We start from the raw sequence: 23,300 nt of genomic DNA on the forward strand, positions 1-23,300 counted from the left end.
CGAATCGCGAACCATCTGCCTCAAGAAGCTCAGCTCTCCAGTCACCCTCGCCGCCGGTGGTCTGCCGGGGCGTCCAGCACCCCATATCGACCACCCGCTGCAATGCAACGTCGCCATGCGGATGAACAATCAGGCCACTTGAGGGAATAGTCCGAACAAGATGGTGAAATTGCCGTTCTATTGCGGCCAGATCGGGGAAAATGTCTGCATGGTCATATTCGAGATTATTGAGAATCGCTGTGCGAGGCCGGTAGTGCACGAACTTGGAACGCTTATCGAAGAAAGCGCTGTCGTACTCGTCTGCCTCAACCACGAAGAAGGGCGTATCCCCCAAACGCGCCGAGATACCAAAATTCTGTGGCACACCACCGATCAAAAAACCCGGCGCCATCCCGGCGTGCTCCAGAATCCAGGCCAGGAGACTGGAGGTCGTGGTCTTGCCGTGGGTACCAGCCACCGCCAGTACCCAGCGACCCTGAAGAACATGCTGGGCTAGCCATTCGGGGCCCGATACATAAGGCAGCCCCTGGTCCAGTACATATTCCACCGCGGGATTACCACGCGACATCGCGTTACCGACAATAACCAGATCCGGCGCCGGCTGAAGGTGCTCTGGAGAATACCCCTCAAGCAATGCAATTCCCTGTGATTGCAACTGGGTGCTCATCGGCGGGTAGACATTGGCGTCACTGCCGCTGACCTCATGGCCAAGCTCGCGGGCCAGTAACGCCAATGACCCCATGAACGTACCGCAAATACCCAGAATATGCAGATGCATTGTCGCGCTCAGACCCCATGGCAGAAATATTTGCAAAGATGGTATCACGCGCTATGCAACAGCGCTGCCATACGCCTGCCAGCGATGCAAACAGACATACTTTCGGCTATCATTGGTCGCCAAACACATTCGCCGTTTTTGTTCGCAGCTCTGTTTCGCCACGCATTTAAGCGATCAGGTAGCGCGTTCCCACCCCGGCCATTGCCTTACACATGGAGTCCGCATGACCGTCAAGAATGCCTTTTACGCCCAGTCCGGTGGTGTTACCGCCGTCATCAACGCCTCTGCTGCAGGCGTTATCGAAACGGCCCGCCAACATCCCGATCGGATAGGCAAGGTATTCGCCGGCCACAACGGCATCATCGGGGCTCTGACCGAGAATCTGATCGATACCAGTCTGGAACCGGCAGAAAATATCGCCGCTCTGCGCCATACCCCATCAGGTGCTTTTGGCTCGTGTCGTTACAAGCTCAAGAGCCTCGAGGCTAACCGCGCCGAATATGAACGTCTTATTGAAGTCTTCCGCGCCCACGATATCGGTTACTTTTTCTACAACGGCGGTGGCGACTCGGCCGATACATGCCTCAAGGTTTCCCAGCTGGCCGAAACCATGGGCTATCCGATCCAGGCCATTCATGTGCCGAAAACGGTCGATAATGACCTGCCCATAACCGATTGCTGCCCCGGCTTTGGTTCCGTTGCCAAATACGTAGCTACCTCTATTCGCGAAGCCGGTTTCGATGTCGCATCAATGGCGGCCACCTCGACCAAGGTATTCATTCTCGAGGTCATGGGACGCCATGCAGGCTGGATTACTGCTGCCTGCGGCTTGGCCAGCGAAGGCGAAGGCCAGCCCCCGCACATTCTTCTGTTCCCCGAGGTTCTCTTTGATCAGGAGGCTTTCCTTGCCAGGGTGAAGCAGTGCGTCGAAACCTACGGTTATTGCGTTATAGGCGTGTCCGAAGGCATAAAGAACAGTGATGGCAAGTTCCTGTCCGAGACCGGGCTCACTGACGCATTCGGTCACGCGCAACTTGGCGGCGTAGCACCTACCGTTGCCAATCTGGTTAAGGATCAACTGGGATACAAATACCACTGGGCGGTTGCCGATTACCTGCAGCGCTCTGCACGTCACCTGGCATCGGCAGTCGACGTAGAGCAGGCATATGCTCTTGGTCAGGCTGCTGTTCGCATTGCGCTCGAAGGCAGAAATGCGATCATGCCGGCTATTCGCCGCTTGCAGGACAACCCCTACCAGTGGGACATCATTGAAGCGCCGCTGAAGGATGTGGCCAACGTCGAGAAATTCATGCCGCGCGAGTTTATCACCGCAGATGGATTTCACATCACCGACGAATGCCGCCGCTACCTGTCGCCTCTTATCCAGGGCGAGGATTACCCACCCTTCGTCAACGGCATGCCGGCTTACGTGCAACTGCAAAACCGGAAGGTTGATCGCAAGCTGCCAGAATTCAATATCTGACCCCAGCTTGTAGCGCGCAGGTTGTTGGTGCCTTCGGGCTGCAATGACAGCACCTCTCAGACACCCCGCCCGGACCTCATCCGAGCGGGGTGTTTTGCTATATCTTCGATTGAAGATTTGCCACCTTTGGGGCAGGATAACGCCAACTGACTCATTACAAATAATGAGACATAATCTGACTAATAATGGAAAACACGTATGCGTATTGTGCAGGCAGATACCAGCCGACTGGACGAAGTAACGCCGCTTTTCATCAAATACCGGGAATTCTACGGCCAGTTGCCCAAGCCTGAGGCCTCGAGACGCTTTCTCGAAGACCGGCTAAAGAACGACCAAGCGATCATTTTGCTGGGTGAAGACGAGGATACCGGCAAAGTCGTTGGGTTCTGTCAATTTATCCCGAGCTTTTCGGCGCTTACCCTGTCACCCAGCTGGGTACTCAAGGGCATTTACGTAATCGAGGAAGCCCGACGTCAATTGGTGGCCGACAAGCTGATCAACCAGGCCAAGGTCATGGCTCGCGCCCAGGGTATAAAGCGCATGACCGTCATGACCGGTGAGGACAACCTGACGGCCCACGGTCTCTACCGCTCACTGGGCTTCTCGGCTGATTCGGAGTTTCACTACTTCGCTCTCAAGCTCTGATTGACGCAGCCTCGCGCATTCTTCTTTTGAACTACGCCTGCGGCGGGTAACAAAGAAAGTGCGCGTATGCGACTATCGTTTTAGGTGTTTTCTGCGCTTATCTCTTGGTATCCCTTGCCGCAGCCTCTATAATCGCGCCCAGAATTTTTCAATCATGCCCGAATCAGGTAACCCATGAGCTACGACCAGATCCCCGCAGGCAAAGATATCCCTAACGACATCTATGTCGCCATCGAAATTCCGGCCAACCACGCGCCTATCAAGTACGAGATCGACAAGGACAGCAACACCCTGTTCGTCGACCGCTTCATGGCTACCCCTATGTTTTATCCGGCCAACTACGGATTTATTCCCAACACCCTGGCCGATGACGGTGACCCGCTGGACGTGCTGGTCGTTACCCCGCATCCCGTAACGCCTGGTGCAGTGATCCGCTGCCGGCCAGTCGGTGTTCTGCATATGACCGACGATGGCGGCGGCGATGCAAAGCTCATCGCAGTGCCACACGACAAGTTGAGCGCACTGTATCGCGACATCAAGGAATATACCGATCTGCCCGAGCTGCTGATGCAGCAGATCCAGCATTTCTTTGAGAATTACAAGGATCTGGAGCCCGGCAAATGGGTCAAGATTGATCGCTGGGGCGGTTCTGATGAAGCCCGAGCGGAAATAGTTAAGGCTGTAAACGCTTACCAAAAATAAGTGTTTTGCCCCCTTGAAAGCCGGCCACAAGCTGGCTTTTTTAATGCCTGAAATTCAGCCTAGCTGACGCAGCAACCACGGAGCTTCACGCTATGGCAGATCGCTACTTCGACCAGATGGGGGCGCATTTCGCCCGCAAGATCTATGACGGTCCAAAGGGCGCTGTGCGTCTGGCAGTACTGACCCGCGACCTGCGGGAATGGTTACCCGCTATTTGCGAGCCAGACCAGTCCCTGCGAGTACTCGATGTTGGGGCCGGACTGGGGCACATGAGCGAGTGGCTGCTGAGTCAGGGGCACAGGGTCACCCTGGCTGACCCCTCGCCGGAAATGCTTGATGCCGCCAGAGAGCGCCTCGAACCTCTGATCTCCGCTTACCCCGTTACCTATCTGCAGAGCCCGTTACAGGACTTGCCCGCAGAGGGCGAGGCCTACGATCTGGTGATCTGTCACGCGGTAATGGAATGGCTGGAGGACCCGGCGCAGGCTATCAAGGCACTAAGACAACTCTGCAACGCCGAGGGTCGTATCTCCTTGGCGTTTTACAATCGCGATGCACTGGTTTACAAGAATCTGATCAAAGGTCAGTTTCGCAAACTGGCAAAAAACCAGTTGGCCGGCAGTAAGCGCAGCCTTACCCCACAACAACCATTGGACCCGGCACTGGTTGCCGACTGGCTCATTCAGAGCGAGCTTGAGTGCCTGGGCAAGAGTGGGATTCGTGTGTTCTATGATTACATGCCGCCCGAGTTTCAATCACAGGTCAACACCGAAGAGATTGTAGAGCACGAACTACTGTATAGCCGCCATCCTGCCTACCGTGATCTGGGTCGATATCTGCATTGGTGGCTGCGCCGGACTGATTAACGGCCCACCAGAGCTACTCAAGCATAGATTCGAAGACAAGGGCATAGCCCTGCATAATTCGACATTACCCGTCTGATAATGATTTAGGAATGTCATCCGGCATGCAGAAGTGCCAGGGGCATGCAAGGCGATAACTGCGCCCCGCACAGTCCGCTTTTGATCTTCAGTTACTCTGCCCTGCGGCTGTCTGTTTAACCTCCGGCACGCTTGGACTGAAATCCCTGCTCTGTCAGCCAGGCTGTGATCAGCTCGGCATGATCACCCTGGATTTCAATGACACCCTCTTTTACAGAGCCACCGCATCCACACCGGGTTTTCAACTTTTTACCCAGGGTTTTCAACTCCTCGGGCGATAAGAGTAACCCACTGACCGTAGTCACTGTCTTGCCGCCCCGCCCTTTGGTTTCCCGGCGAACGCGGGCGATTCCATCACCCTCTGGAAGTGCAGATGCCTTGCAAATACAAGAGGCAACAGGCTGTCTGCAGCCTGGGCACGTGCGCCCTGCTTCAGTTGAATAAACCAGACCGCCCAATGCGTTCATACCTTTAACAGACTTGACCATCGTTCATACCTGATTGCAGGCTTTCTCAACCCGCTCAATCATTAACATAACCTGCCAATTGCAGCTCGAGGGCTTGCAGGGAGTCTGGAGCATAGCTTTCCCCGTCTCGCTGCCATGCCTTTCCGGGATTTATCCAGCGGACCGCAACTACCTCTTCGGGCTGCATGATAATCGGACCATCCCAGGTGCAACTGAAGACGCAACCCCAAAGGCGGCTTTGCTCCGACTGGTAAAAGAATCTGAAGTGCCTCTGCAGCTCAACGCCAACGATACCCAACTCCTCACCAAGCTCACGCTCCGCGCTCTGCCTGTAGGTCTCGCCAGCAGCAACCACCCCGCCGGCGGCCACGTCCCAGAATCCGGGATAAAGACGCTTGCAAGGGGAGCGACGATGGATGCAGAGCTCACCCCCGGAGTTGTAAACCAGAATGAAGGTGCACCGCGGGATCAGGCCCTTGGCGTGCATCCCCCCGCGCGCTGTCACGCCCAGCGGCTGGTCGTTCTCGTCTACATGAATAACCTGCTCGGCCGCCGAAGCGGCCAAATGTGCCCTATCCCGCGGGTCCATCGTGCTTAGCCCTGCTCCATCAGTCGGCGCAGATCAATAATCGCAGCGTTGGCTCGGGATAAATAGTTGGCCATGACCAGCGAGTGATTGGCCAGTACTCCGAAACCACCTCCGTTAAGCACCATTGGACTCCACAACGGCTCCTGAGTCGCTTCGAGCTCACGGATGATCTGCTGCAGGCTGGCCTGGGCATTTTTCTTGGCGATGATGTCGGCAAAGTCCGTCTCGACGGCTCGCAGAAGATGAACCAGAGCCCAGGCACTGCCACGCGACTCATAGAAGACATCATCTATTTCCAGCCAGGGGGTCTGTTCACGGGGGCGACTGCCATCAGTAACCGGAGCCTGACCTACACTGGCTGAGAGACGCTGTGACAACGAGCCAAGACGGGTACTGACATCACCGAGCCAACTGCCCAGGTTGTCGGCTCTAGCATAAAAATCAGCCTCATCTGCATTCAACCGTTCAGCGTAGGAGTTCAGTGCCTTGAGTCCGCTGCGATACTCGCCTTCAGTAGATGGCATGATCCAGCTCTTGTTGTCGAAGTGGAAAAGCGGCTCGGCCCGGGCCAGATCTTCGTCTTCGGCAGACTGTGACTGAGAGCGCGCCATGTCCCGGCGCATTGCTCGGGTAACGTCTCGAATCTGCACCAGAACGCCAAACTCCCAGTGGGGCATGTTATCGAGCCAAACACCCGGAGGCATGATGTCATTGCTCAGGTAGCCGCCTGGCTTGTTCAGCAAAGTGGTCATCAGCGCTTCGACAGTCGCCACTGTCACCTCGCCCTCAACCCGGTCCGTCTGGATCGATGAAGCAGGTACCAGCTGCGTGATCCCGGGTTCCCGGTTCCAGTACCAACCGACGAACACACAGACAACGAGATAGATCAGCACCAGCCCCAACAATCCCTTGACCAAGAGAGTTGGCTTTTGCCCATCCGTCGAACTGGCGGCTGGGCCACCCGCTGTTTTACTGCCGAACATGCCCTTTCCGAACTTCATGTACTGACTCCTTTAATCGACTCGAAAAGAAGCATAGCACTCCCACCCCTTCAACACACTTTAGCGCCCGGGACATAAAGGTGACAAAACGCTTAAGGCGGGCTGGACTCAATATTGGATACAGGCAGAGCAAGACTGGATCAAAGCGAGAACCGGAGCTGTTGCATGATTCACAACATCAGTAGTGAAGCGTTACAAAACGACGAAAGCACATTCCACCCATGACGTTTTGTCACTCGGCAAGCACCCCCGTAACGACTATGATGTTCGCCAACCTTTTTTGGCGCGGATCAACTACCTTGCTGTTACGTCTGTTTTTGCTTATCTGTCTCATCATGCCCGGCCTGGCCGCGGGGGGACTTCTCGATAACACCGTCGATTCAAATGCGGGCGTGCTCCAGGGCAGCGCCGGACAGACTAGCTTTCTACCCGTCAATGAAGCGTTCAGACCCGGCGTGGTCGGACTCTCCGAGGATGAAATACGCCTTCGATTCGAGATCACGCCTGAATATTACCTGTATCGCCACAGGCTCGACTTTTCGCTGACTGGCGATGGGGCAAGTGTTAGCGACTTCAGCTTGCCTGCCGGCATCCAGCGCCATGACGAGTTCTTCGGAGACGTAGAGGTCTATTACGACAGCCTTGAAGTCACCCTCATACTGCAGGGCGAACTGAACTCTGGCCAGTTGCTCCGAGTGAACTTCCAGGGATGTGCCGATGCGGGCCTCTGCTACCCTCCTGAAACACAGACCCTGGGGCTGCCGGGTGGCACGACTGCCCCAGCGACCAATGCGAATGATGCCCCTGCTGCATCCGACCAGGGCATGGCTCTGGCGCTAGTGCTGTTCTTTCTCGCCGGACTCGGTCTGACTTTCACTCCCTGTGTGCTGCCAATGCTGCCCATTCTCAGCAGCCTGGTAGTGGGACGTAGCGATATCGACAAGGCGCGGGCAACATTGCTCGCCCTGAGTTATGTACTGGGCATGGCTCTGACCTTTGCTGCTGTGGGCGCCCTGATAGGGCTGTTCGGTGCGGCACTGAATATTCAGGCGCGCCTGCAGTCGCCCTGGGTGCTGGGTACCTTCGCTGTCTTTTTCGTGCTTTTCGCCCTCGCCATGTTCGGCTTGTTCGATCTGCGCTTGCCAGCGTTTCTACGTGATCCTATTGAGCGCCTGGGCAGTCGTACGCGGGGTGGGTCAATTCCCGGCGCAGCCGTCATGGGCGCCCTCTCAACCCTGGTCGTTTCACCCTGTATTTCGGCGCCACTGGCAGGGGCTCTGGTGTATATCAGCACCACCGGAGACGCAACAGGAGGCGCCCTGCGGCTCTTTTTCCTGGCCCTCGGTATGGGCGCGCCCCTGCTTCTGGTAGCTATTTTTGGCAACGCCTTGCTGCCAAGATCGGGTCCCTGGTTGAATACAGTCAAGCAATTGTTCGGATTCGGATTGCTGGGCGTAGCCATCTGGTTGCTTGAACGATTGCTACCCGGCCCAGTCAGTTTGGCTCTATGGGCGGCCCTGGCAGCAGGCCTGGCGGTACAGCTCGGGTTATTCGAGCGAACTGAACAGCGCGTTGCCAGCCGACTTTCCCACGTCATCGCGTTACTTGCCGCCATCTACGCGGCGGTGGCGCTGACGGGTGCACTGGCAGGCGGATCCGACCCCTTGCGTCCCCTTGAGCCACTTACTGTTGAAGGCTCGCAACGAAGTACGTCTTCAGCAGGCTTTTTCGACAAGGTCCAGAACCAGGGCGAAATCAATACCCTACTGGCCAGGGCAGCCGACATGGGTCGACCAGCCGTGATTGAGCTGTATGCCGACTGGTGTATCAGTTGCAAGGTAATTGAACGTCAGGTTCTCAGCGACCCACAGGTACGGGCAGAGTTGGAACCGTACGTCCGCATCAAGCTGGATCTGACCGATAATACTCCCGATCAGCGTCAGTGGCTGACGGAAAAGGGGTTGTTCGGGCCGCCTGCCTTTCTGTTCTTCACCACCGATGGCGCAGAGAGGAAAGATCTTCGTATTCAGGGCGAGATAGACCTGGAAGGCTTTCTGAGCCGCGCTGCCAGGAACATCAACTAGCAATCTATGCTTAATTGCGGCAATCATGCCGACATCTGGTGGCAACCTAGCGATTCTGGACAGTCCGCAAAGATTCCGGCAGACTTCACCAATGACCTGTTGGTCAGCTTTTACTCACTGCCTGTGGATCGACGATAATGGCGAGCATCTTGGTACTTAACGGCCCCAACCTGAACCTTCTCGGCACCCGGGAACCGGGAGTCTATGGTGCTGCCACGCTCGAACAGATAGTGCAAACGCTGCGCGAACAGGCAGCCGCCAGCGGTCATCATTTGCTCAATCTGCAGAGTAACGCTGAACACGAATTGATTGAGCGGATTCACGCCGCTCGGGACGAAGCGATCGACTTCATTGTGATCAACCCGGCTGCATTTACCCACACCAGTGTCGCAATACGTGACGCATTGCTGGCTGTGAGCATCCCATTTATTGAAGTGCATTTATCAAATGTTCATAAACGCGAGCCCTTCCGTCACCACTCCTACTTTTCCGATGTAGCGGTGGGCGTGATCTGCGGGCTGGGCGCCAGGGGCTATCAACTGGCGCTGGATGCTGCAATACATTTGATTGAACAAACCGAACAAGACTAAAACTGCTCTGGAGTGCAAGCACCGATGGATATCCGCAAAGTAAAAAAACTGATCGAGCTTCTGGAAGAATCCGGTATCGACGAACTGGAAATACATGAAGGCGAAGAATCAGTAAGGATCAGCCGCCATAGCAAGCAAGTAGCTCAGCCACAGTACTACCCGCAACCGGCTCCGGCCGCTGCTCCAGCACCAGCTGCTGCGCCTACCGCGCCCGCTTCACTGGTTGAAACGCCCGCAGCTGAGCCGGCTGGTCACCTGGTACGGTCACCAATGGTGGGTACCTTCTATCGCTCCCCTTCCCCGGCAGCTGGCTCCTTCGTGGAAGTAGGCCATAGCGTGAAGGCCGGCGACGTCCTGTGCATTGTTGAAGCGATGAAGATGATGAACCATATCGAAGCTGACAAGAGCGGCGTGGTTCAGGCCATCCTGGCGGATAATGGCCAGCCGGTGGAATTCGACCAACCCCTGTTCAGCATCGCCTGAGCCCGACCCGGAGCCTCCGATGCAAAAAGTACTGATAGCCAACCGCGGTGAAATTGCTCTGCGCGTTATTCGCGCCTGCAAGGAACTGGGGTTGAAGACCGTTGCCGTGCATTCCACGGCTGACCGTGAACTCATGCACCTGGCGCTGGCCGACGAAACCGTCTGCATCGGCCCGGCCAATGCCACTGAATCCTATTTGAATATCCCCGCGATCATCAGCGCGGCCGAGGTGACCGGTGCCGACGGCATACACCCCGGTTATGGTTTTCTTGCGGAGAATGCTGACTTCGCCGAGCAGATCGAGAACTCGGGCTTCACCTTTATCGGTCCCAGCGCCGAGGTTATCCGACTCATGGGTGACAAGGTGTCGGCGATTGCAGCCATGGTCGCCGCTGGCGTGCCTACTGTTCCGGGTTCCGACGGCCCCTTGCCTGAGGATGAAGCAGAGTGCCTCTCCATCGGCCGGCGGGTTGGATACCCGGTAATCATCAAGGCGTCAGGTGGCGGTGGCGGACGTGGTATGCGTGTTGTCCATGACGAAGCCGAACTGATCAAATCGATTGCCCTGACTCGAACTGAAGCAGGGGCGGCTTTTGGCAACCCGGTTGTGTACCTGGAAAAATTCCTCACCAACCCCCGCCACGTCGAAGTTCAGATTCTTTCCGATGGCCAGGGCCACGCAGTGCATCTGGGCGATCGTGATTGCTCTTTGCAGCGTCGTCACCAGAAAATCATTGAGGAAGCACCTGCTCCGGGCATCGACGAAGAAGCCCGGGCAATGGTCCAGGCACGCTGTGTAAAGGCCTGTATTGATCTGGGTTATCGCGGCGCGGGGACCTTTGAATTCCTCTACGAAAACGGCGAGTTCTTCTTTATCGAGATGAATACCCGGGTTCAGGTGGAGCATCCTGTTTCCGAAATGGTCACTGGCATCGATATCGTCAAGGAGCAGATCCTGGTCGCGTCCGGGCAACCGCTGAGCATCACGCAGGAGGACGTTGTCATCCGCGGGCACTCTATCGAATGCCGAATCAACGCGGAGGATCCCAAAACCTTCATGCCCAGCCCGGGTACTGTCACCTTCTTTCACGCTCCGGGTGGAAACGGGGTTCGCGTTGACTCGCACCTGTACAGCGGCTACAAGGTTCCGCCTAACTACGATTCTCTGGTGGGCAAGCTGATTACCTATGGCGCCACACGTGACGAGGCACTGGCCCGGATGCGCAATGCGCTGGATGAGCTGGTGGTGGATGGGATCAAGACCAACACACCGTTGCATCGTGAACTGGTGCGTGACGAAGGCTTCTGCAAGGGTGGTGTCAACATCCACTACCTCGAGCACAAGCTGGGTATCAAGTAAGCAGTCATCAGCGGGAACATGATCCAGCACTCGGGAGCGGCCAGTCCGCTCCCGAGCTTTTTTCGTCGCTTGAAGCCTGCCGCTTGAAGCATGCTCCAGAAGGACAACCCATGCCCTGGCTACAACTTCGCCTTGCCATCACTCCTGAACAGGCCGACCCCCTTGAGGACCAGCTGCTGGCACTTGGCGCGGTTTCCGTCACCTTCATGGATGCCGAAGATCAGCCCATTTTCGAGCCCGACCTGGGCACTACTCCGCTCTGGTCCCACACCCATCTTCTAGCTTTGTTCGAAGCCGATACAGATGCTGCTGCGCTGCTGGGCTCATTGCGAACCCTGTGTCTGGGTGACCTTCCGGTGCACGAGATAGAAGAAATTGCCGATCAGGACTGGGAGCGCAGCTGGATGGAGCATTTCCATCCAATGCGTTTTGGCCAGCGCCTGTGGATTGTACCCAGCTGGCATTCGGCACCCGAACCAGACGCGGTCAATCTGCTGCTTGATCCTGGCCTGGCATTTGGCACAGGCACCCACCCTACCACGGCACTCTGCCTGGAATGGCTGGACAGTCAACATCTTGAAGGCCAGCAATTGATCGATTTTGGGTGCGGTTCCGGCATCCTGGCGATTGCAGCGTTGTTGCTCGGTGCAGGGGAAGCCGTGGGTACCGATATCGATACACAGGCACTCGAGGCCTCCCGCGACAACGCTCAACGCAATCAGATTGCGGACGAACGTTTCTCTCTTTATCTACCAGAGCACATGCCGCAGGAACCGGCGGACGTACTGGTAGCCAATATTCTCGCTGGCCCCCTGGTCCAGTTGGCGCCACAACTGTCCCGATTGGTCAAAGCAGGAGGATTAATAGCACTATCGGGTATTCTCGCCGAGCAGACCGAGGAGATACTCGCGGCCTACCGGGATGACTTCGAACTCGATCCGGTTGCCGAACACGATGGCTGGATTCGCGTCAGTGGTAAACGCCGCTTGGCGGGTTGATCCGGTTCACGGCACAATGCCATTTTGGCTTTCACGACGGCAAAGGATCTCCGGTCACCCATGAGCGAACTGCTGGTAGCGCAATGCCCTTTTTGTCAGACGCGTTTCCGGCTGTCCCAGGAGCACCTGCTGGCAGCCGCAGGCAACGTGCGCTGTGGAGCCTGTCTCAAGGTATTCAACGCGAACCTGACTATCAAGCCAGACCCGCAGTCTGCAAGCGACACCCTGTCGATAACCGCTCCTGCCCATACGACGCCAGAAAAGCCTGATGAGCGTCCCGACACTCTGATGATCCACGATGATATGGATCTGGATGATCTTGATCTTGAGGCATTGGGGTTAGACGAATCCATATTGGAGGAAATCAATCCCGCTGTTCGGTCGGTAGATCGCAGCCCAGAAAATCGTCCCGATCAAGCTGAACTGCGCTTGGCACCTGAACCTGACACCGACGAGGTGCCAGAGCCATACTCGGACAGCCATTTGCAGGAACAGGTCGATGAGCCAGGGCCCTGGGACTTGCTTGACGACCCTGAAAGCGACGACATAGAGCTTTCAGCACAAGCGCCATCGGAGACAGAGACAGAGACAGACCCAGAGCTGCCGGATAACGATGATCTCGACCTTCACGACGACTTTGTAGCGACGCCTACCGCGCAGGATTTTGCGATAGCGCCAGCCCCTACCGACAACACCGAAGCGGATGAAACGCTTTCGTCCAGGTCCGCTGGAACGCCGGAAGCCGACAGGGGTATCTTTCTGCGAGACCGCCCCACTAGCAGCCACGCCGACATCCTGCGTGCGGATGCACATGGGGCCGAGCAGGAACACGAGGAGCATGAAGATCGTCTTGAGCCTGAACTGGGTAAACTGATTGATCTACCCGACCTGGTTGATGAACCCCTGCAGCTATATCCTCAGCAACGCTCCAGGCGCAGCAGATACAGACCGCTGTGGCTTCTCCTTAGCCTGCTCGCCCTGCTTGGCTTGCCAGCCCAGGCGCTGTATTACAACTTCAGCACCCTCGCCCACGGCGAACAAACCCGTCCCTATCTCGAACAGTTTTGTTTTCTAACCGGTTGTAGCCTGCCGGCTCGGGTTGATATAACCCTGATTCGCAGTAGCAACCTGCTGGTGCGACCACACCCCGAATACCCAAGGGCGCTGGCAATTGATGTGATCGTTTATAACCGTGCCGACTTTGCCCAGCCGTTCCCTGTACTGCGCATGACCTTTAACAATACCCGTGGCGAGGAAGTACTCAGCAAGCAGTTCAGGCCTGATGAATATCTTGGTGGTGAGCTGGCAGGCGTTTCTCTTATGCCGCCGCAAACCCCGGTTCATGTAGCACTCGACATGCTTGACCCCGGGCCTGAGGCCGCCGGCTACCAGTTGGATTTCCTCAGCCCCTGAACCGGTCGGCGGATCTGTTCAAATTTCATCCAGTCCAGTCTTTATATGGTCACCCGGAGCGGGTATGATTAGCGCCCTTTTTGCGCAAATTTAACGCCGGCACCGGATGACTCCTTATTGTTGGCGTCGTTTGCGCGGCCTGTCACTGATGAGTCGATTTTGCAGGGATGAACCAGTCTGTGATCCGTATCGGACCCTACCAGCTCGCCAATCAGGTCATACTCGCACCGATGGCGGGCGTTACCGACCTCCCCTTCCGGCAACTCTGCCGTAAGCTTGGAGCTGGACTGGTGGTGTCCGAGATGGTTACCAGTGACATTCGTCTGTGGAACAGTCGCAAATCTCGCAACCGGCTTGATCACAGCGGTGAAGACGAGCCACGCTCCGTGCAGATCGCCGGCGGCGAACCGCTGATGATGGCTGAAGCTGCACGTATGAACCAACAGCTGGGCGCTCAGATCATCGACATAAACATGGGCTGTCCAGCCAAAAAGGTATGCAACAAGGCCGCCGGCTCGGCCTTGATGCGCGATGAAAAACTTGTCGCAGAGATACTTGAGGCAGTAGTCGGGGCCGTGGATCTACCGGTCACACTGAAGATTCGTACCGGCTGGTGCTCAGAGTCACGCAACGGTTTGAACATTGCACGAATCGCTGAAGAGTCAGGCATCCAGGCCCTGGCAGTGCACGGCCGTACTCGAAATCAGCTGTATACCGGTTGCGCCGAATACGACACCATCGCAGCGATCAAACAGCAAGCGGGCATACCCATTTTTGCCAATGGCGATATTAACTCCCCGGAAAAGGCCCTGGCGGTATTACGTCATACCGGAGCGGACGCTGTGATGATTGGGCGTGCCGCGCAGGGTCGGCCATGGATCTTCAGAGAAATATCTCACTATTTAAAGCATGGTGAGCTGCTGCCCCCACCACCGCTGGAGTGGCAACAGCACACCCTGCTTGAACACCTGGACGCGCTGCATCAGTTCTATGGTGAACATCAAGGCGTAAGAATAGCTCGCAAACATGTGGGCTGGTATTTGCAGACACTTCCCGGAGCCGAGGAATTCAGACGCGGGTTCAATCGGATAGAGTGCCCTGCACAGCAACACGAAAGCATAAAGACTTTTTTTACCCGCTTGCTGGAAGGAGACCTTGCGGCATGAGCCTATTGAACGCATCAGTGATGACTGGACCTGACACCGTGAGCGACGTACCCCAAGATCCCCCTTTTGTAGAGCCCGACAAGCTCAGCCAGAGCAGCCGCACACTGCGCAATAGCGTTGAACAGGCTTTGAAAAACTATTTCGAACATCTGGACGGGCAGGATGTGACGGATGTCTACAACATGGTGCTTTGCGAGGTCGAAGCCCCCCTCCTGGAGAGCGTGATGGAACACGTCAAGGGCAACCAGACCCGGGCCTCTGAAATTCTCGGCCTCAATCGGGGCACCCTGCGCAAAAAGCTCAAGCAATACGGACTTCTCTGAAACAGCTGAAGACGATTGCAAGGCTTTACCGATCGGAGCTGTAATGCGACCGGCGATCATTCTCAATAGACCATAACTGGATACCCAATGACTGACCAAACCACCCGCCTGCAGGTTCGTCGCGCGCTTGTCAGCGTGTCCGACAAGACCGGAATCGTCGAATTCGCCCGTGAACTGAGCGCTCAAGGCGTCGAGATCCTTTCTACCGGTGGCACGTTCAAGCTGCTCCGTGAGCAAGGTTTGGCCGCAGTGGAAGTGGCTGATTACACAGGGTTCCCGGAAATGATGGACGGGCGCGTGAAGACGCTGCACCCCAAGATCCACGGCGGCATCCTGGGTCGTCGCGACGTTGATGGCGAGGTAATGAAGCAGCATGGCATCCAGCCCATAGACATGGTGGTCGTCAATCTCTACCCGTTTGCCGCCACCGTCGCCAACCCCGATTGCAGCCTCCCCGATGCCATCGAGAATATCGACATAGGCGGACCTACGATGGTCCGTTCAGCGGCAAAAAATCACAAGGATGTTGCGATCGTCGTAAATTCAGGCGATTACGCTGGCATTATCGAGGCGTTGAAGGCCGGCGGCCTGACCTACGCTCAACGCTTTGACCTGGCACTGCAGGCCTTCGAACATACCGCCGCCTACGACGGAATGATCGCCAACTATCTGGGCACCATTGACCGTCAGTCCGATACGCTGAGCACCAATAACCGCTCCCCGTTTCCGCGCACCTTCAATAGCCAGTTCATCAAGACGCAGGATATGCGTTACGGCGAGAACCCACATCAGGCAGCCGCGTTCTACCGCGAAGCGTCCCCAGCCGATGCTTCTATCGCCACCGCAATCCAGTTACAAGGCAAAGCGCTTTCCTACAATAACGTGGCTGACACCGACGCTGCACTGGAGTGCGTGAAAAGCTTCACCAAGCCGGCCTGTGTGATCGTCAAACATGCCAATCCCTGCGGCGTAGCCGTAGTGCCCGAGGCAGATGGGGGTATTCGTCAGGCCTATGAACTCGCCTACGCCACTGATACCGAATCAGCATTCGGCGGCATTATCGCCTTCAATCGCGAACTGGACGCAGAGACGGCCAAGGCCATTGTCGAGCGCCAGTTCGTCGAGGTGATTATAGCGCCACGGATCAGCGCTGCTGCCCGGGAGGTAGTCAGTGCCAAAGCCAACGTGCGTTTGCTCGAGTGCGGTGAATGGAAGGCTCAAGCGGCAGCGGATTGGGACTTCAAGCGTGTCAATGGCGGCCTTCTGGTGCAGAGCCGCGACGTAGGCATGATTACCGCCCAGGACCTCAAGGTGGTCACCCAGCGCGCACCCACCGAGCAGGAGATCAATGACCTGGTCTTCGCCTGGAAAGTTGCCAAGTTCGTCAAGTCCAACGCCATTGTCTATGCGAGTCAACGCCAGACGGTGGGCATAGGCGCCGGGCAGATGAGCCGTGTAAATTCGGCGCGCATCGCCGCAATCAAGGCTGAACATGCAGGCTTGCAGGTCAAGGGTGCGGTCATGGCTTCGGATGCATTCTTCCCGTTCCGTGACGGTATCGATAATGCTGCGGCCAATGGCATCAGCGCTGTGATTCAGCCCGGTGGATCGATGCGCGACGCAGAAGTGATAGCGGCCGCCGATGAAGCTGACATCGCCATGGTGTTTACTGGCATGCGACATTTCAGACACTAACAGCGAGCCGCAAGTCAGCAGCGACAAGACGGCATACGGGCCCAGGACGTCCCGTAAGCGATTTGACGTTTGCGGCTTGCCGCTCTCTCCAAGGGAGAGACCATGAACATATTGATTATCGGTAGTGGCGGAAGGGAACACGCTCTGGCCTGGAAAGCAGCCCAGGACCCCCGCGTTGAGACCGTGTATGTAGCCCCAGGTAATGCTGGCACAGCCACTGAAGCAAAATGCGCGAACGTGGCTATCGACGTTCTGGAGCTAGGTCGGCTCGCCGACTTTGCCGCAGAAAACGTGCAACTGACCATCGTCGGTCCCGAAGCGCCACTGGTCGCAGGCGTGGTCGACCTGTTCCGCGAACGGGGTCTCAAATGTTTCGGCCCCACCGCAGGGGCTGCGCAGCTCGAAGGCTCCAAGGCCTTTACCAAGGACTTCCTGGCGAGACATCGTATCCCAACATCCGATTATGCCAATTTCACCGACATTGAACCGGCCCTGGAATACCTGCACCGCAAGGGCGCGCCTATCGTGATCAAGGCGGACGGTCTCGCTGCCGGTAAAGGCGTCATTGTGGCGATGACGCTTGCCGAAGCAGAAGATGCCGTGCGTGACATGTTATCGGGTAATGCCTTCGGTGAGGCCGGCTCGCGCGTCGTGATCGAGGACTTTCTCGACGGCGAAGAGGCCAGCTTTATCGTTATGGTCGATGGTGAGCATGTCCTGCCCATGGCTACCAGCCAGGACCATAAGCGCGTCGGTGACGGCGACACAGGCCCGAATACAGGCGGCATGGGGGCTTATTCCCCCGCTCCTGTCGTGACCCCCAGCGTGCATCAGCGCGTGATGGACGAGGTCATCTGGCCGACTGTTCGCGGCATGGCCGCCGAGGGCAATGTATACACCGGCTTTCTATATGCCGGACTGATGATTGACTCGGAGGGCGCACCGCGAGTTATCGAATTCAACTGCCGTTTTGGAGATCCCGAAACGCAGCCAATCATGCTCCGTTTGCAATCCAGTCTGGTCGAAATGACGGAAGCCGCTCTGGCTGGCGAGCTGGACAAGGTAGAGGCCGTCTGGGATCCACGTCCCAGCCTTGGCGTAGTTCTGGCGGCGGGCGGCTATCCCGCAGACTATGCCAAGGGCTCGGTCATAAGCGGACTGAATCAGTCCGATGACCCCAACGGCAAGATCTTTCACGCCGGCACGACATTGGCGGGCAAGAATGTTGTCACCAGCGGCGGCAGAGTTCTATGCGCCACTGCTCTGGGCTCAACTGTTCTTGAAGCGCAAGAAAATGCCTATCTGCTAGCGCAGAAGCCCAGCTGGGAAGGTAGCTTCTATCGCCACGACATTGGCTACAGGGCCATAGCAAGAGAACAGCAAGAGGGTTGATTTCAATTCTGCCTGAAATCCGGGGACGGGGAAGTCACTGAATTTCCCCAGCCGGTGACAACACTGGATGGCCCATTCCGAGCGGCCATGCCTTGAGCTATACTGATCGCTCAGAATCACGATCTGCCTTTCGATTGACCATGGACAGGACGCCATTACCTTGAAGCAGACGAGCTGGTTTCTAGCCATTCTCGCAAGCCTGGCCCTGGCCATGGCCGGATGGGTAGCCGCGACCGAGACCAAAGACCCTGCCTATCGCACCTTTGTCGACACCAGTGGGCAGCTGACCCTCAATGATGTCGCCTCCAGCCGCTATATTCACCGGTTTGCTCCTCGCGCCCCGGGGCCTCTCCACATATCCGCAGAGGGGGCACTGTGGATACAGATTTCCCTACAGGGTGGATACGCCCGGCAGTTGCTCCTGGAAAATCCCCTGATATCCAGAGCAGAGCTGTATCTGCTGCGCGATGACAAGCTCATCGCCGAATATCTTGACGGGTCAGGGATTCCCGGCTCTGCAGGTACCCTGCCCTATCCAGGCTTTGCCTTCCTGCTTGATACGAGTGAGGGCGGCGAATACCACGCCTACCTGAGATTGCGCAGCGATTTTCCGCTGACCACCCTGATTCAGGTGCCCAGCGTCAAGGAAGCAGCCACCAGCCAGAGTACCAGTCAGGCACTCCAGGGGGTCCTGATAGGCCTGCTGCTGGCCCTTGCAGTCCACGGGCTACTGCATGGCATTGTCAGCCGTGACCCATTCCATCTCTTGCTTGCACTGGCCGCATTGTTGCTAGGGATCAGCGCCCTGAGCGGTATCAGCTCGATCGTAGCTGCGCTGCCCGGCCTCCGAGGCCACAGTGCGGGATTGATCCAACTGGCAAGCTACCCCGTAATGGCACTGATTCTTCTCAGCCTGCTGCCACCGGAAAGCCTGCGTGCAAAGGGCAGCGTCCCCCAGAGCCTGATACTGGTGGCGTCGGTAATGGGATTAGTCATTCTCGTCGCCGCACTGGATGTCAGCCTGCTTAACCTCGCAACGACAATCCTGAGGCTTGGGCTGCCCCTATCGATTGCCATCCTGATGCTATTTCTCTGGTTGCGACACCAGCCGGTGGAAAAGGGATTTTTAGCCTCGATATTTTTCATGCTGGGCAGCTTTGTCGCTGAATACCGACCTTCCGCACACCCCTTTGGTGATGGCATCGTCATCCTGCTGCTCTGGCTCGCGCTGGTAGGCTATGCATGGGGTTTGAATAAACGCCTGCAGCGACGGATTGCTCAGCAATTTGGTCATCGTCAGGTCAGTGCTGCGTACCTGGCCGAGAGGCGCACCAAAGCAGAATTTCTGGCTCGAATCAGTCACGAGATTCGTACCCCGATGAACGGCGTACTAGGAATGTCCGAGCTGTTACTGGACACCGCCCTGTCAGCCAAGCAGCGCGATTATGTGCAAACAATCCATGGATCGGGTAGCGACCTCTTGAATCTGATAAACGAGATTCTGGATATGTCCCGCCTGGAATCAGGTGAGATGATTCTCGAGTCGGTCCACTTCGATCTGCACGGACTGATCAATGACTGCCTGGAGACAGTACGTAGCCGGGCAGGCAATCAGAACATCGAACTCATTAGTTATGTGCACCCCGAGGTACCACGCACCATCGAAAGTGATCCCACACGACTTCGGCAAGTGCTTACCAACCTGCTCAACAACTCACTTCGTTTCACTGCCGAGGGCGAAATACTTCTGGTAGTCGGACTGGAGGAAGAAGACGAAAGGCCCATATTACGTTTCGCTGTCCAGGATACAGGCAGCTCGATGCCCGACCGGGCACGCGAAGCCCTTTCAAAAACCACGATGGACACAGCCCGCTTACTTGAACAGGCCGATCATTCCGCTCACATGGGCTTGCTAATCGCTAGCCAGTTGGTCCGCATGATGGGCGGCAAAATCGGTATCAAGTACGCCACCGAGCATGGTAACTCCATATGGTTCTCGCTCAATATCAACACCGCGCAATCAGCGAAGCCCGAGGTCTCGGCCGCTGATGAACGCTCCCTCAAGGACCTGCGCACACTGATCGTCGATGACAACGCCACTTGCCGCAAGGTATTGCAGAATCAATGCAGCGCATGGGGTATGCAGGCCGAGACTGTAGCCGGTGGCAAGGAGGCGCTAGCATTGCTGCGCACCCAGTCTCACCTGGGCAATCCGTTCGAGGTTCTCCTGGTAGACCAGGCCATGCCCGGAATGAGCGGACTGGAGCTCGCCAGCAGGATCAAGGACGATCAGGCCATTCGCAATAGCTTGATGATCATAATGCTCACCGGCGTCAGCCAGGCGCCTAGCCGAGTCATCTCCAGAGCAGCCGGAGTGCGACGCATACTGAGCAAGCCGGTGGCTGGATATACCTTGCGCACTACCCTCGCCGAAGAATGGCAGCAGCACCTCGGCACGCTTGATCGCATGAAAGAGGAAGTACCGGAAAGCCCTCCTGAAAGCTCATTTGATGAGTTCAGGGTCCTGGTTGCCGAGGACAATGCCATTTCGACCAAGGTTATCCGCGGCATGCTCGCCAAGTTGGGCCTGCAAGCGACGGCCGTACAGAACGGCCACCAAGCAGTCGAAGCCGTAAAAGCCGGACATTACGATCTGGTGTTGATGGATTGTGAGATGCCCGAACTGGATGGATTTACTGCGGCGAAGCAAATTCGCGACTGGGAAAAAGGCAGGGGCAGACAACCAGTACCCATAATAGCCCTCACAGCTCATATTCTTCCTGAGCATCGGGAGCGCTCGCGCCGCGCAGGCATGAACGCACACATGGCTAAACCTGTCGAGCTCACGCAATTACGTGAGCAGATCGACTACTGGGTCGGGCACAAGCAGGAAAACAAGCCCTCCTGACTAGCTGATGTCGGTCCAGAAAGGGCTACCGCGTCTTTATGATCGACGTGAAGACGCTCTCGGCGCTGACTTACCAACTTTTTTACCGCTCGGCTTCTTGCGCGCACCACTTTCCCGCGGGGGCAGACCGTTGTGCTGGGTCAGGATAACGCCCGGCTTGGCTTTACCGCCTGCAGGTGTAGAGTTCTTGCGGCGCGCACTGGCATAGCCTTCCACGGCAGGCTGAAAGGTCGGGATCAGATGCTGCTTACCGTTACCGATCAGGTCTGCACGTCCCATTTCCTTCAGTGCTTCACGCAATAGCGGCCAGTTTTTGGCATCGTGATAACGCAGAAACGCCTTGTGCAAGCGGCGCTGACGCTCGCCCTTCACGCTATCCACTCCATCACTCTTGTATGTCACCCTGCGCAGCGGGTTCTTGCCCGAGTGATACATGGCAGTGGCAGTAGCCATGGGCGAAGGATAGAACGCCTGCACCTGATCGGCCCGGAAATCGTTGGTCTTGAGCCACAGCGCAAGATTCATCATGTCCTCATCCGAGGTGCCGGGGTGAGCCGCAATGAAGTACGGTATCAGGTACTGCTTCTTGCCTGCCTCTTTGGTGTATTTCTCGAACAGACGCTTGAAGGTGTCATAAGTCCCGATACCAGGCTTCATCATGCGACTGAGCGGTCCCTGTTCGGTATGCTCAGGCGCTATCTTGAGGTAACCACCCACATGGTGGGTAACCAGCTCCTTGACGTATTCGGGCGACTCTACAGCCAAGTCATAACGCAATCCCGAGGCGATCAGTACTTTTTTCACACCCGGCAGCTCACGCGCCTTGCGATACAAACCGATCAGGGACGAATGATCGGTATTAAGATTCTCACAGATTCCCGGGTACACACAGGATGGTTTCCGGCATGCAGCTTCAATTTCAGGGCTCTTGCAGGCGATCCTGTACATATTGGCAGTTGGACCGCCCAGGTCAGAGATGACCCCGGTAAAGCCTGGCACCTTGTCACGAATTTCCTCGATTTCACGAATAATCGAATCGTGGGAGCGGTTCTGAATAATTCTTCCTTCGTGCTCAGTAATAGAGCAGAAGGTACAACCACCAAAACAGCCGCGCATGATATTCACCGAAAAACGGATCATCTCGTAGGCGGGTATTTTCGCATCCCCGTAGGCGGGGTGTGGAACACGCGCATAGGGCAGACCGAACACGTAATCCATTTCTTCAGTGGTCAACGGAATCGGAGGTGGGTTGAACCACACGTCCTTTTCTCCGTGGCGCTGCACCAATGCCCGGGCGTTACCGGGATTGGTTTCAAGATGCAGGACCCGGTTGGCGTGTGCATAAAGCACCGGATCGCTTTTCACCTTTTCAAAGGACGGAAGCCGAATGACCGTCTTGTCGCGTTCCAGGCGCGGGTGCGGCAACAGCTGTACTACCTGTACACCCTCAGCGCCAGTATCCGTCGTGCCTTCCTCAGCTGGACCCTTGGCTTGCTCTACGGCGCAGGCACTGGTGTCCTGGGTATTCACGTAGGGATTGATGATCTTGTCGACCTTACCTGGACGATCGATCCGGGTTGAATCGAGTTCAAACCAGCCGAGCGGAGTATCACGACGCATAAAGGCCGTGCCACGTATGTCGGTAATCGTCTGGATATCTTCGCCGCGGCTAAGCCGCTGGGCAATCTCGACGACGGCCCGTTCGGCGTTTCCGTACAAAAGGATGTCGGCTTTTGCATCAAGCAACAGCGAATGGCGAACCTTGTCCTGCCAGTAGTCGTAATGCGCTATACGGCGCAGGGAAGCCTCGATACCACCCAGAACCACAGGCACATCCTTGAAAGCCTCACGGCAGCGCTGGCTATACACCAGACTGGCTCGATCCGGTCGACTCCCGGCCTTGCCACCCGGCGTGTAAGCATCATCCGAACGAATCTTGCGATCCGCTGTATAGCGATTGATCATCGAATCCATATTGCCCGCGGCGACGCCAAAAAACAGATTTGGCTTGCCCAGCTTGGTGAAGGCATCCTTGCTCTGCCAGTCAGGCTGGCTGATGATCCCGACACGGAAACCCTGGGCTTCGAGCAGACGACCGATGATCGCCATGCCGAACGAAGGATGGTCCACATAGGCATCGCCGGTCACGATAATGATGTCGCAACTGTCCCAACCAAGCAGGTCCATCTCGTCCCGGCTCATGGGCATAAAAGGCGCTGCGCCGAAACACTCGGCCCAGTACTTGGGATAATCGAACAACGGCCTCGCGGCCGGCATGCTGG

Annotated in this window: 19 protein-coding genes and 1 pseudogene; 15 read left to right on the top strand and 5 right to left on the bottom strand. The window is 56.6% G+C overall.

Features of this window, described 5'->3' with window-relative positions; genetic code table 11:
- Positions 1 to 778, bottom strand: a 778-nt coding sequence (gene mpl / locus AAC076_RS04845; protein ID WP_339843287.1) for a UDP-N-acetylmuramate:L-alanyl-gamma-D-glutamyl-meso-diaminopimelate ligase, incomplete at its 3' end; no start/stop codon positions are given.
- A gap of 223 nt (positions 779 to 1,001) precedes the next feature.
- On the opposite strand from mpl, the gene AAC076_RS04850 reads away from it, so the two are divergent.
- From AAC076_RS04850 to AAC076_RS04865, 4 genes are all read left to right on the top strand, one after another.
- Positions 1,002 to 2,261: a 6-phosphofructokinase gene (locus AAC076_RS04850; protein WP_339843288.1), complete on the top strand. Its 1,260-nt coding sequence runs from the start codon at positions 1,002 to 1,004 to the stop codon at positions 2,259 to 2,261.
- Between the two features lie 198 nt (positions 2,262 to 2,459).
- Positions 2,460 to 2,906 (top strand): GNAT family N-acetyltransferase, encoded by a 447-nt coding sequence (locus AAC076_RS04855; RefSeq protein ID WP_339843289.1) that lies wholly within the window; start codon positions 2,460 to 2,462, stop codon positions 2,904 to 2,906.
- Positions 2,907 to 3,080: 174 nt separating this feature from the next.
- The gene (ppa, locus tag AAC076_RS04860) at positions 3,081 to 3,608 is read left to right on the top strand and encodes an inorganic diphosphatase (protein ID WP_339843290.1); all 528 of its coding nucleotides are present in this window, start codon (positions 3,081 to 3,083) and stop codon (positions 3,606 to 3,608) included.
- A gap of 92 nt (positions 3,609 to 3,700) precedes the next feature.
- On the top strand, positions 3,701 to 4,474 hold the full coding sequence (locus AAC076_RS04865) for a methyltransferase domain-containing protein (protein WP_339843291.1): 774 nt from the start codon (positions 3,701 to 3,703) through the stop codon (positions 4,472 to 4,474).
- Between the two features lie 191 nt (positions 4,475 to 4,665).
- Here AAC076_RS04865 and AAC076_RS04870 read toward each other — a convergent pair whose 3' ends face one another.
- The 3 genes from AAC076_RS04870 to AAC076_RS04880 are packed head-to-tail and all read right to left on the bottom strand — an operon-like array spanning position 4,666 to position 6,588.
- On the bottom strand, positions 4,666 to 5,037 hold the full coding sequence (locus AAC076_RS04870) for a translation initiation factor Sui1 (RefSeq protein WP_339843292.1): 372 nt from the start codon (positions 5,035 to 5,037) through the stop codon (positions 4,666 to 4,668).
- A gap of 34 nt (positions 5,038 to 5,071) precedes the next feature.
- Positions 5,072 to 5,605 carry an NUDIX domain-containing protein gene (locus tag AAC076_RS04875; RefSeq protein WP_339843293.1) on the bottom strand — a complete coding sequence of 178 codons (534 nt, stop codon included), beginning with the start codon at positions 5,603 to 5,605 and terminating at the stop codon, positions 5,072 to 5,074.
- Positions 5,606 to 5,610: 5 nt separating this feature from the next.
- Entirely contained in the window at positions 5,611 to 6,588 is a 978-nt protein-coding gene (locus tag AAC076_RS04880) for a DUF2333 family protein (RefSeq protein WP_339843426.1), read from the bottom strand.
- A 317-nt stretch (positions 6,589 to 6,905) separates the two neighbouring features.
- Here AAC076_RS04880 and dsbD point away from each other — a divergent pair, with 317 nt between their 5' ends.
- The 11 genes from dsbD to AAC076_RS04935 all read left to right on the top strand — a co-directional run bounded on the left by dsbD (position 6,906) and on the right by AAC076_RS04935 (position 21,018).
- Positions 6,906 to 8,690, top strand: a complete 1,785-nt coding sequence (dsbD, locus tag AAC076_RS04885; protein WP_339843294.1) for a protein-disulfide reductase DsbD — start codon at positions 6,906 to 6,908, stop codon at positions 8,688 to 8,690.
- A 137-nt stretch (positions 8,691 to 8,827) separates the two neighbouring features.
- Positions 8,828 to 9,280 carry a type II 3-dehydroquinate dehydratase gene (aroQ, locus tag AAC076_RS04890; RefSeq protein WP_339843295.1) on the top strand — a complete coding sequence of 151 codons (453 nt, stop codon included), beginning with the start codon at positions 8,828 to 8,830 and terminating at the stop codon, positions 9,278 to 9,280.
- 24 nt (positions 9,281 to 9,304) lie between these two features.
- Positions 9,305 to 9,763, top strand: a complete 459-nt coding sequence (gene accB, locus AAC076_RS04895; RefSeq protein WP_339843296.1) for an acetyl-CoA carboxylase biotin carboxyl carrier protein — start codon at positions 9,305 to 9,307, stop codon at positions 9,761 to 9,763.
- Positions 9,764 to 9,782: 19 nt separating this feature from the next.
- Positions 9,783 to 11,123, top strand: a complete 1,341-nt coding sequence (gene accC, locus AAC076_RS04900; RefSeq protein ID WP_150278319.1) for an acetyl-CoA carboxylase biotin carboxylase subunit — start codon at positions 9,783 to 9,785, stop codon at positions 11,121 to 11,123.
- Between the two features lie 110 nt (positions 11,124 to 11,233).
- Positions 11,234 to 12,121, top strand: a complete 888-nt coding sequence (gene prmA / locus AAC076_RS04905; RefSeq protein WP_339843297.1) for a 50S ribosomal protein L11 methyltransferase — start codon at positions 11,234 to 11,236, stop codon at positions 12,119 to 12,121.
- A 60-nt stretch (positions 12,122 to 12,181) separates the two neighbouring features.
- Complete coding sequence (locus tag AAC076_RS04910) at positions 12,182 to 13,534, top strand: zinc-ribbon and DUF3426 domain-containing protein (RefSeq protein WP_339843298.1); 1,353 nt, start codon at positions 12,182 to 12,184, stop codon at positions 13,532 to 13,534.
- Between the two features lie 167 nt (positions 13,535 to 13,701).
- Positions 13,702 to 14,700 (top strand): tRNA dihydrouridine synthase DusB, encoded by a 999-nt coding sequence (dusB, locus tag AAC076_RS04915; protein ID WP_339843299.1) that lies wholly within the window; start codon positions 13,702 to 13,704, stop codon positions 14,698 to 14,700.
- The gene (gene fis, locus AAC076_RS04920; protein WP_339843301.1) at positions 14,697 to 15,023 is read left to right on the top strand and encodes a DNA-binding transcriptional regulator Fis; all 327 of its coding nucleotides are present in this window, start codon (positions 14,697 to 14,699) and stop codon (positions 15,021 to 15,023) included. The genes dusB and fis overlap by 4 nt, the downstream gene beginning before the upstream one ends.
- Positions 15,024 to 15,110: 87 nt before the next feature.
- The gene (gene purH / locus AAC076_RS04925; protein ID WP_339843302.1) at positions 15,111 to 16,718 is read left to right on the top strand and encodes a bifunctional phosphoribosylaminoimidazolecarboxamide formyltransferase/IMP cyclohydrolase; all 1,608 of its coding nucleotides are present in this window, start codon (positions 15,111 to 15,113) and stop codon (positions 16,716 to 16,718) included.
- 102 nt (positions 16,719 to 16,820) lie between these two features.
- Positions 16,821 to 18,110: a phosphoribosylamine--glycine ligase gene (purD, locus tag AAC076_RS04930; protein ID WP_339843304.1), complete on the top strand. Its 1,290-nt coding sequence runs from the start codon at positions 16,821 to 16,823 to the stop codon at positions 18,108 to 18,110.
- 160 nt (positions 18,111 to 18,270) lie between these two features.
- Entirely contained in the window at positions 18,271 to 21,018 is a 2,748-nt protein-coding gene (locus tag AAC076_RS04935) for a response regulator (RefSeq protein WP_339843306.1), read from the top strand.
- Between the two features lie 108 nt (positions 21,019 to 21,126).
- Here AAC076_RS04935 and AAC076_RS04940 read toward each other — a convergent pair.
- A pseudogene (locus tag AAC076_RS04940) lies at positions 21,127 to 23,295 on the bottom strand (YgiQ family radical SAM protein); the annotation flags it as partial.
- Positions 23,296 to 23,300: the final 5 nt, after the last annotated feature.

Source organism: uncultured Halopseudomonas sp., assembly GCF_963977355.1.
Classification (GTDB): domain Bacteria; phylum Pseudomonadota; class Gammaproteobacteria; order Pseudomonadales; family Pseudomonadaceae; genus Halopseudomonas.

Bases quoted from the DNA above. Each gene is read 5' to 3' on its own strand.
- AAC076_RS04880 (WP_339843426.1), bottom strand. From the start codon at position 6,588: ATGTTCGGCAGTAAAACAGCGGGTGGCCCAGCCGCCAGTTCGACGGAT.
- AAC076_RS04855 (WP_339843289.1), top strand. From the start codon at position 2,460: ATGCGTATTGTGCAGGCAGATACCAGCCGACTGGACGAAGTAACGCCG.
- aroQ (WP_339843295.1), top strand. From the start codon at position 8,828: ATGGCGAGCATCTTGGTACTTAACGGCCCCAACCTGAACCTTCTCGGC.
- purD (WP_339843304.1), top strand. From the start codon at position 16,821: ATGAACATATTGATTATCGGTAGTGGCGGAAGGGAACACGCTCTGGCC.
- fis (WP_339843301.1), top strand. From the start codon at position 14,697: ATGAGCCTATTGAACGCATCAGTGATGACTGGACCTGACACCGTGAGC.
- purH (WP_339843302.1), top strand. From the start codon at position 15,111: ATGACTGACCAAACCACCCGCCTGCAGGTTCGTCGCGCGCTTGTCAGC.
- accC (WP_150278319.1), top strand. From the start codon at position 9,783: ATGCAAAAAGTACTGATAGCCAACCGCGGTGAAATTGCTCTGCGCGTT.
- AAC076_RS04875 (WP_339843293.1), bottom strand. From the start codon at position 5,605: ATGGACCCGCGGGATAGGGCACATTTGGCCGCTTCGGCGGCCGAGCAG.
- AAC076_RS04870 (WP_339843292.1), bottom strand. From the start codon at position 5,037: ATGGTCAAGTCTGTTAAAGGTATGAACGCATTGGGCGGTCTGGTTTAT.
- ppa (WP_339843290.1), top strand. From the start codon at position 3,081: ATGAGCTACGACCAGATCCCCGCAGGCAAAGATATCCCTAACGACATC.
- accB (WP_339843296.1), top strand. From the start codon at position 9,305: ATGGATATCCGCAAAGTAAAAAAACTGATCGAGCTTCTGGAAGAATCC.
- dusB (WP_339843299.1), top strand. From the start codon at position 13,702: ATGAACCAGTCTGTGATCCGTATCGGACCCTACCAGCTCGCCAATCAG.
- AAC076_RS04850 (WP_339843288.1), top strand. From the start codon at position 1,002: ATGACCGTCAAGAATGCCTTTTACGCCCAGTCCGGTGGTGTTACCGCC.
- AAC076_RS04910 (WP_339843298.1), top strand. From the start codon at position 12,182: ATGAGCGAACTGCTGGTAGCGCAATGCCCTTTTTGTCAGACGCGTTTC.
- AAC076_RS04865 (WP_339843291.1), top strand. From the start codon at position 3,701: ATGGCAGATCGCTACTTCGACCAGATGGGGGCGCATTTCGCCCGCAAG.
- prmA (WP_339843297.1), top strand. From the start codon at position 11,234: ATGCCCTGGCTACAACTTCGCCTTGCCATCACTCCTGAACAGGCCGAC.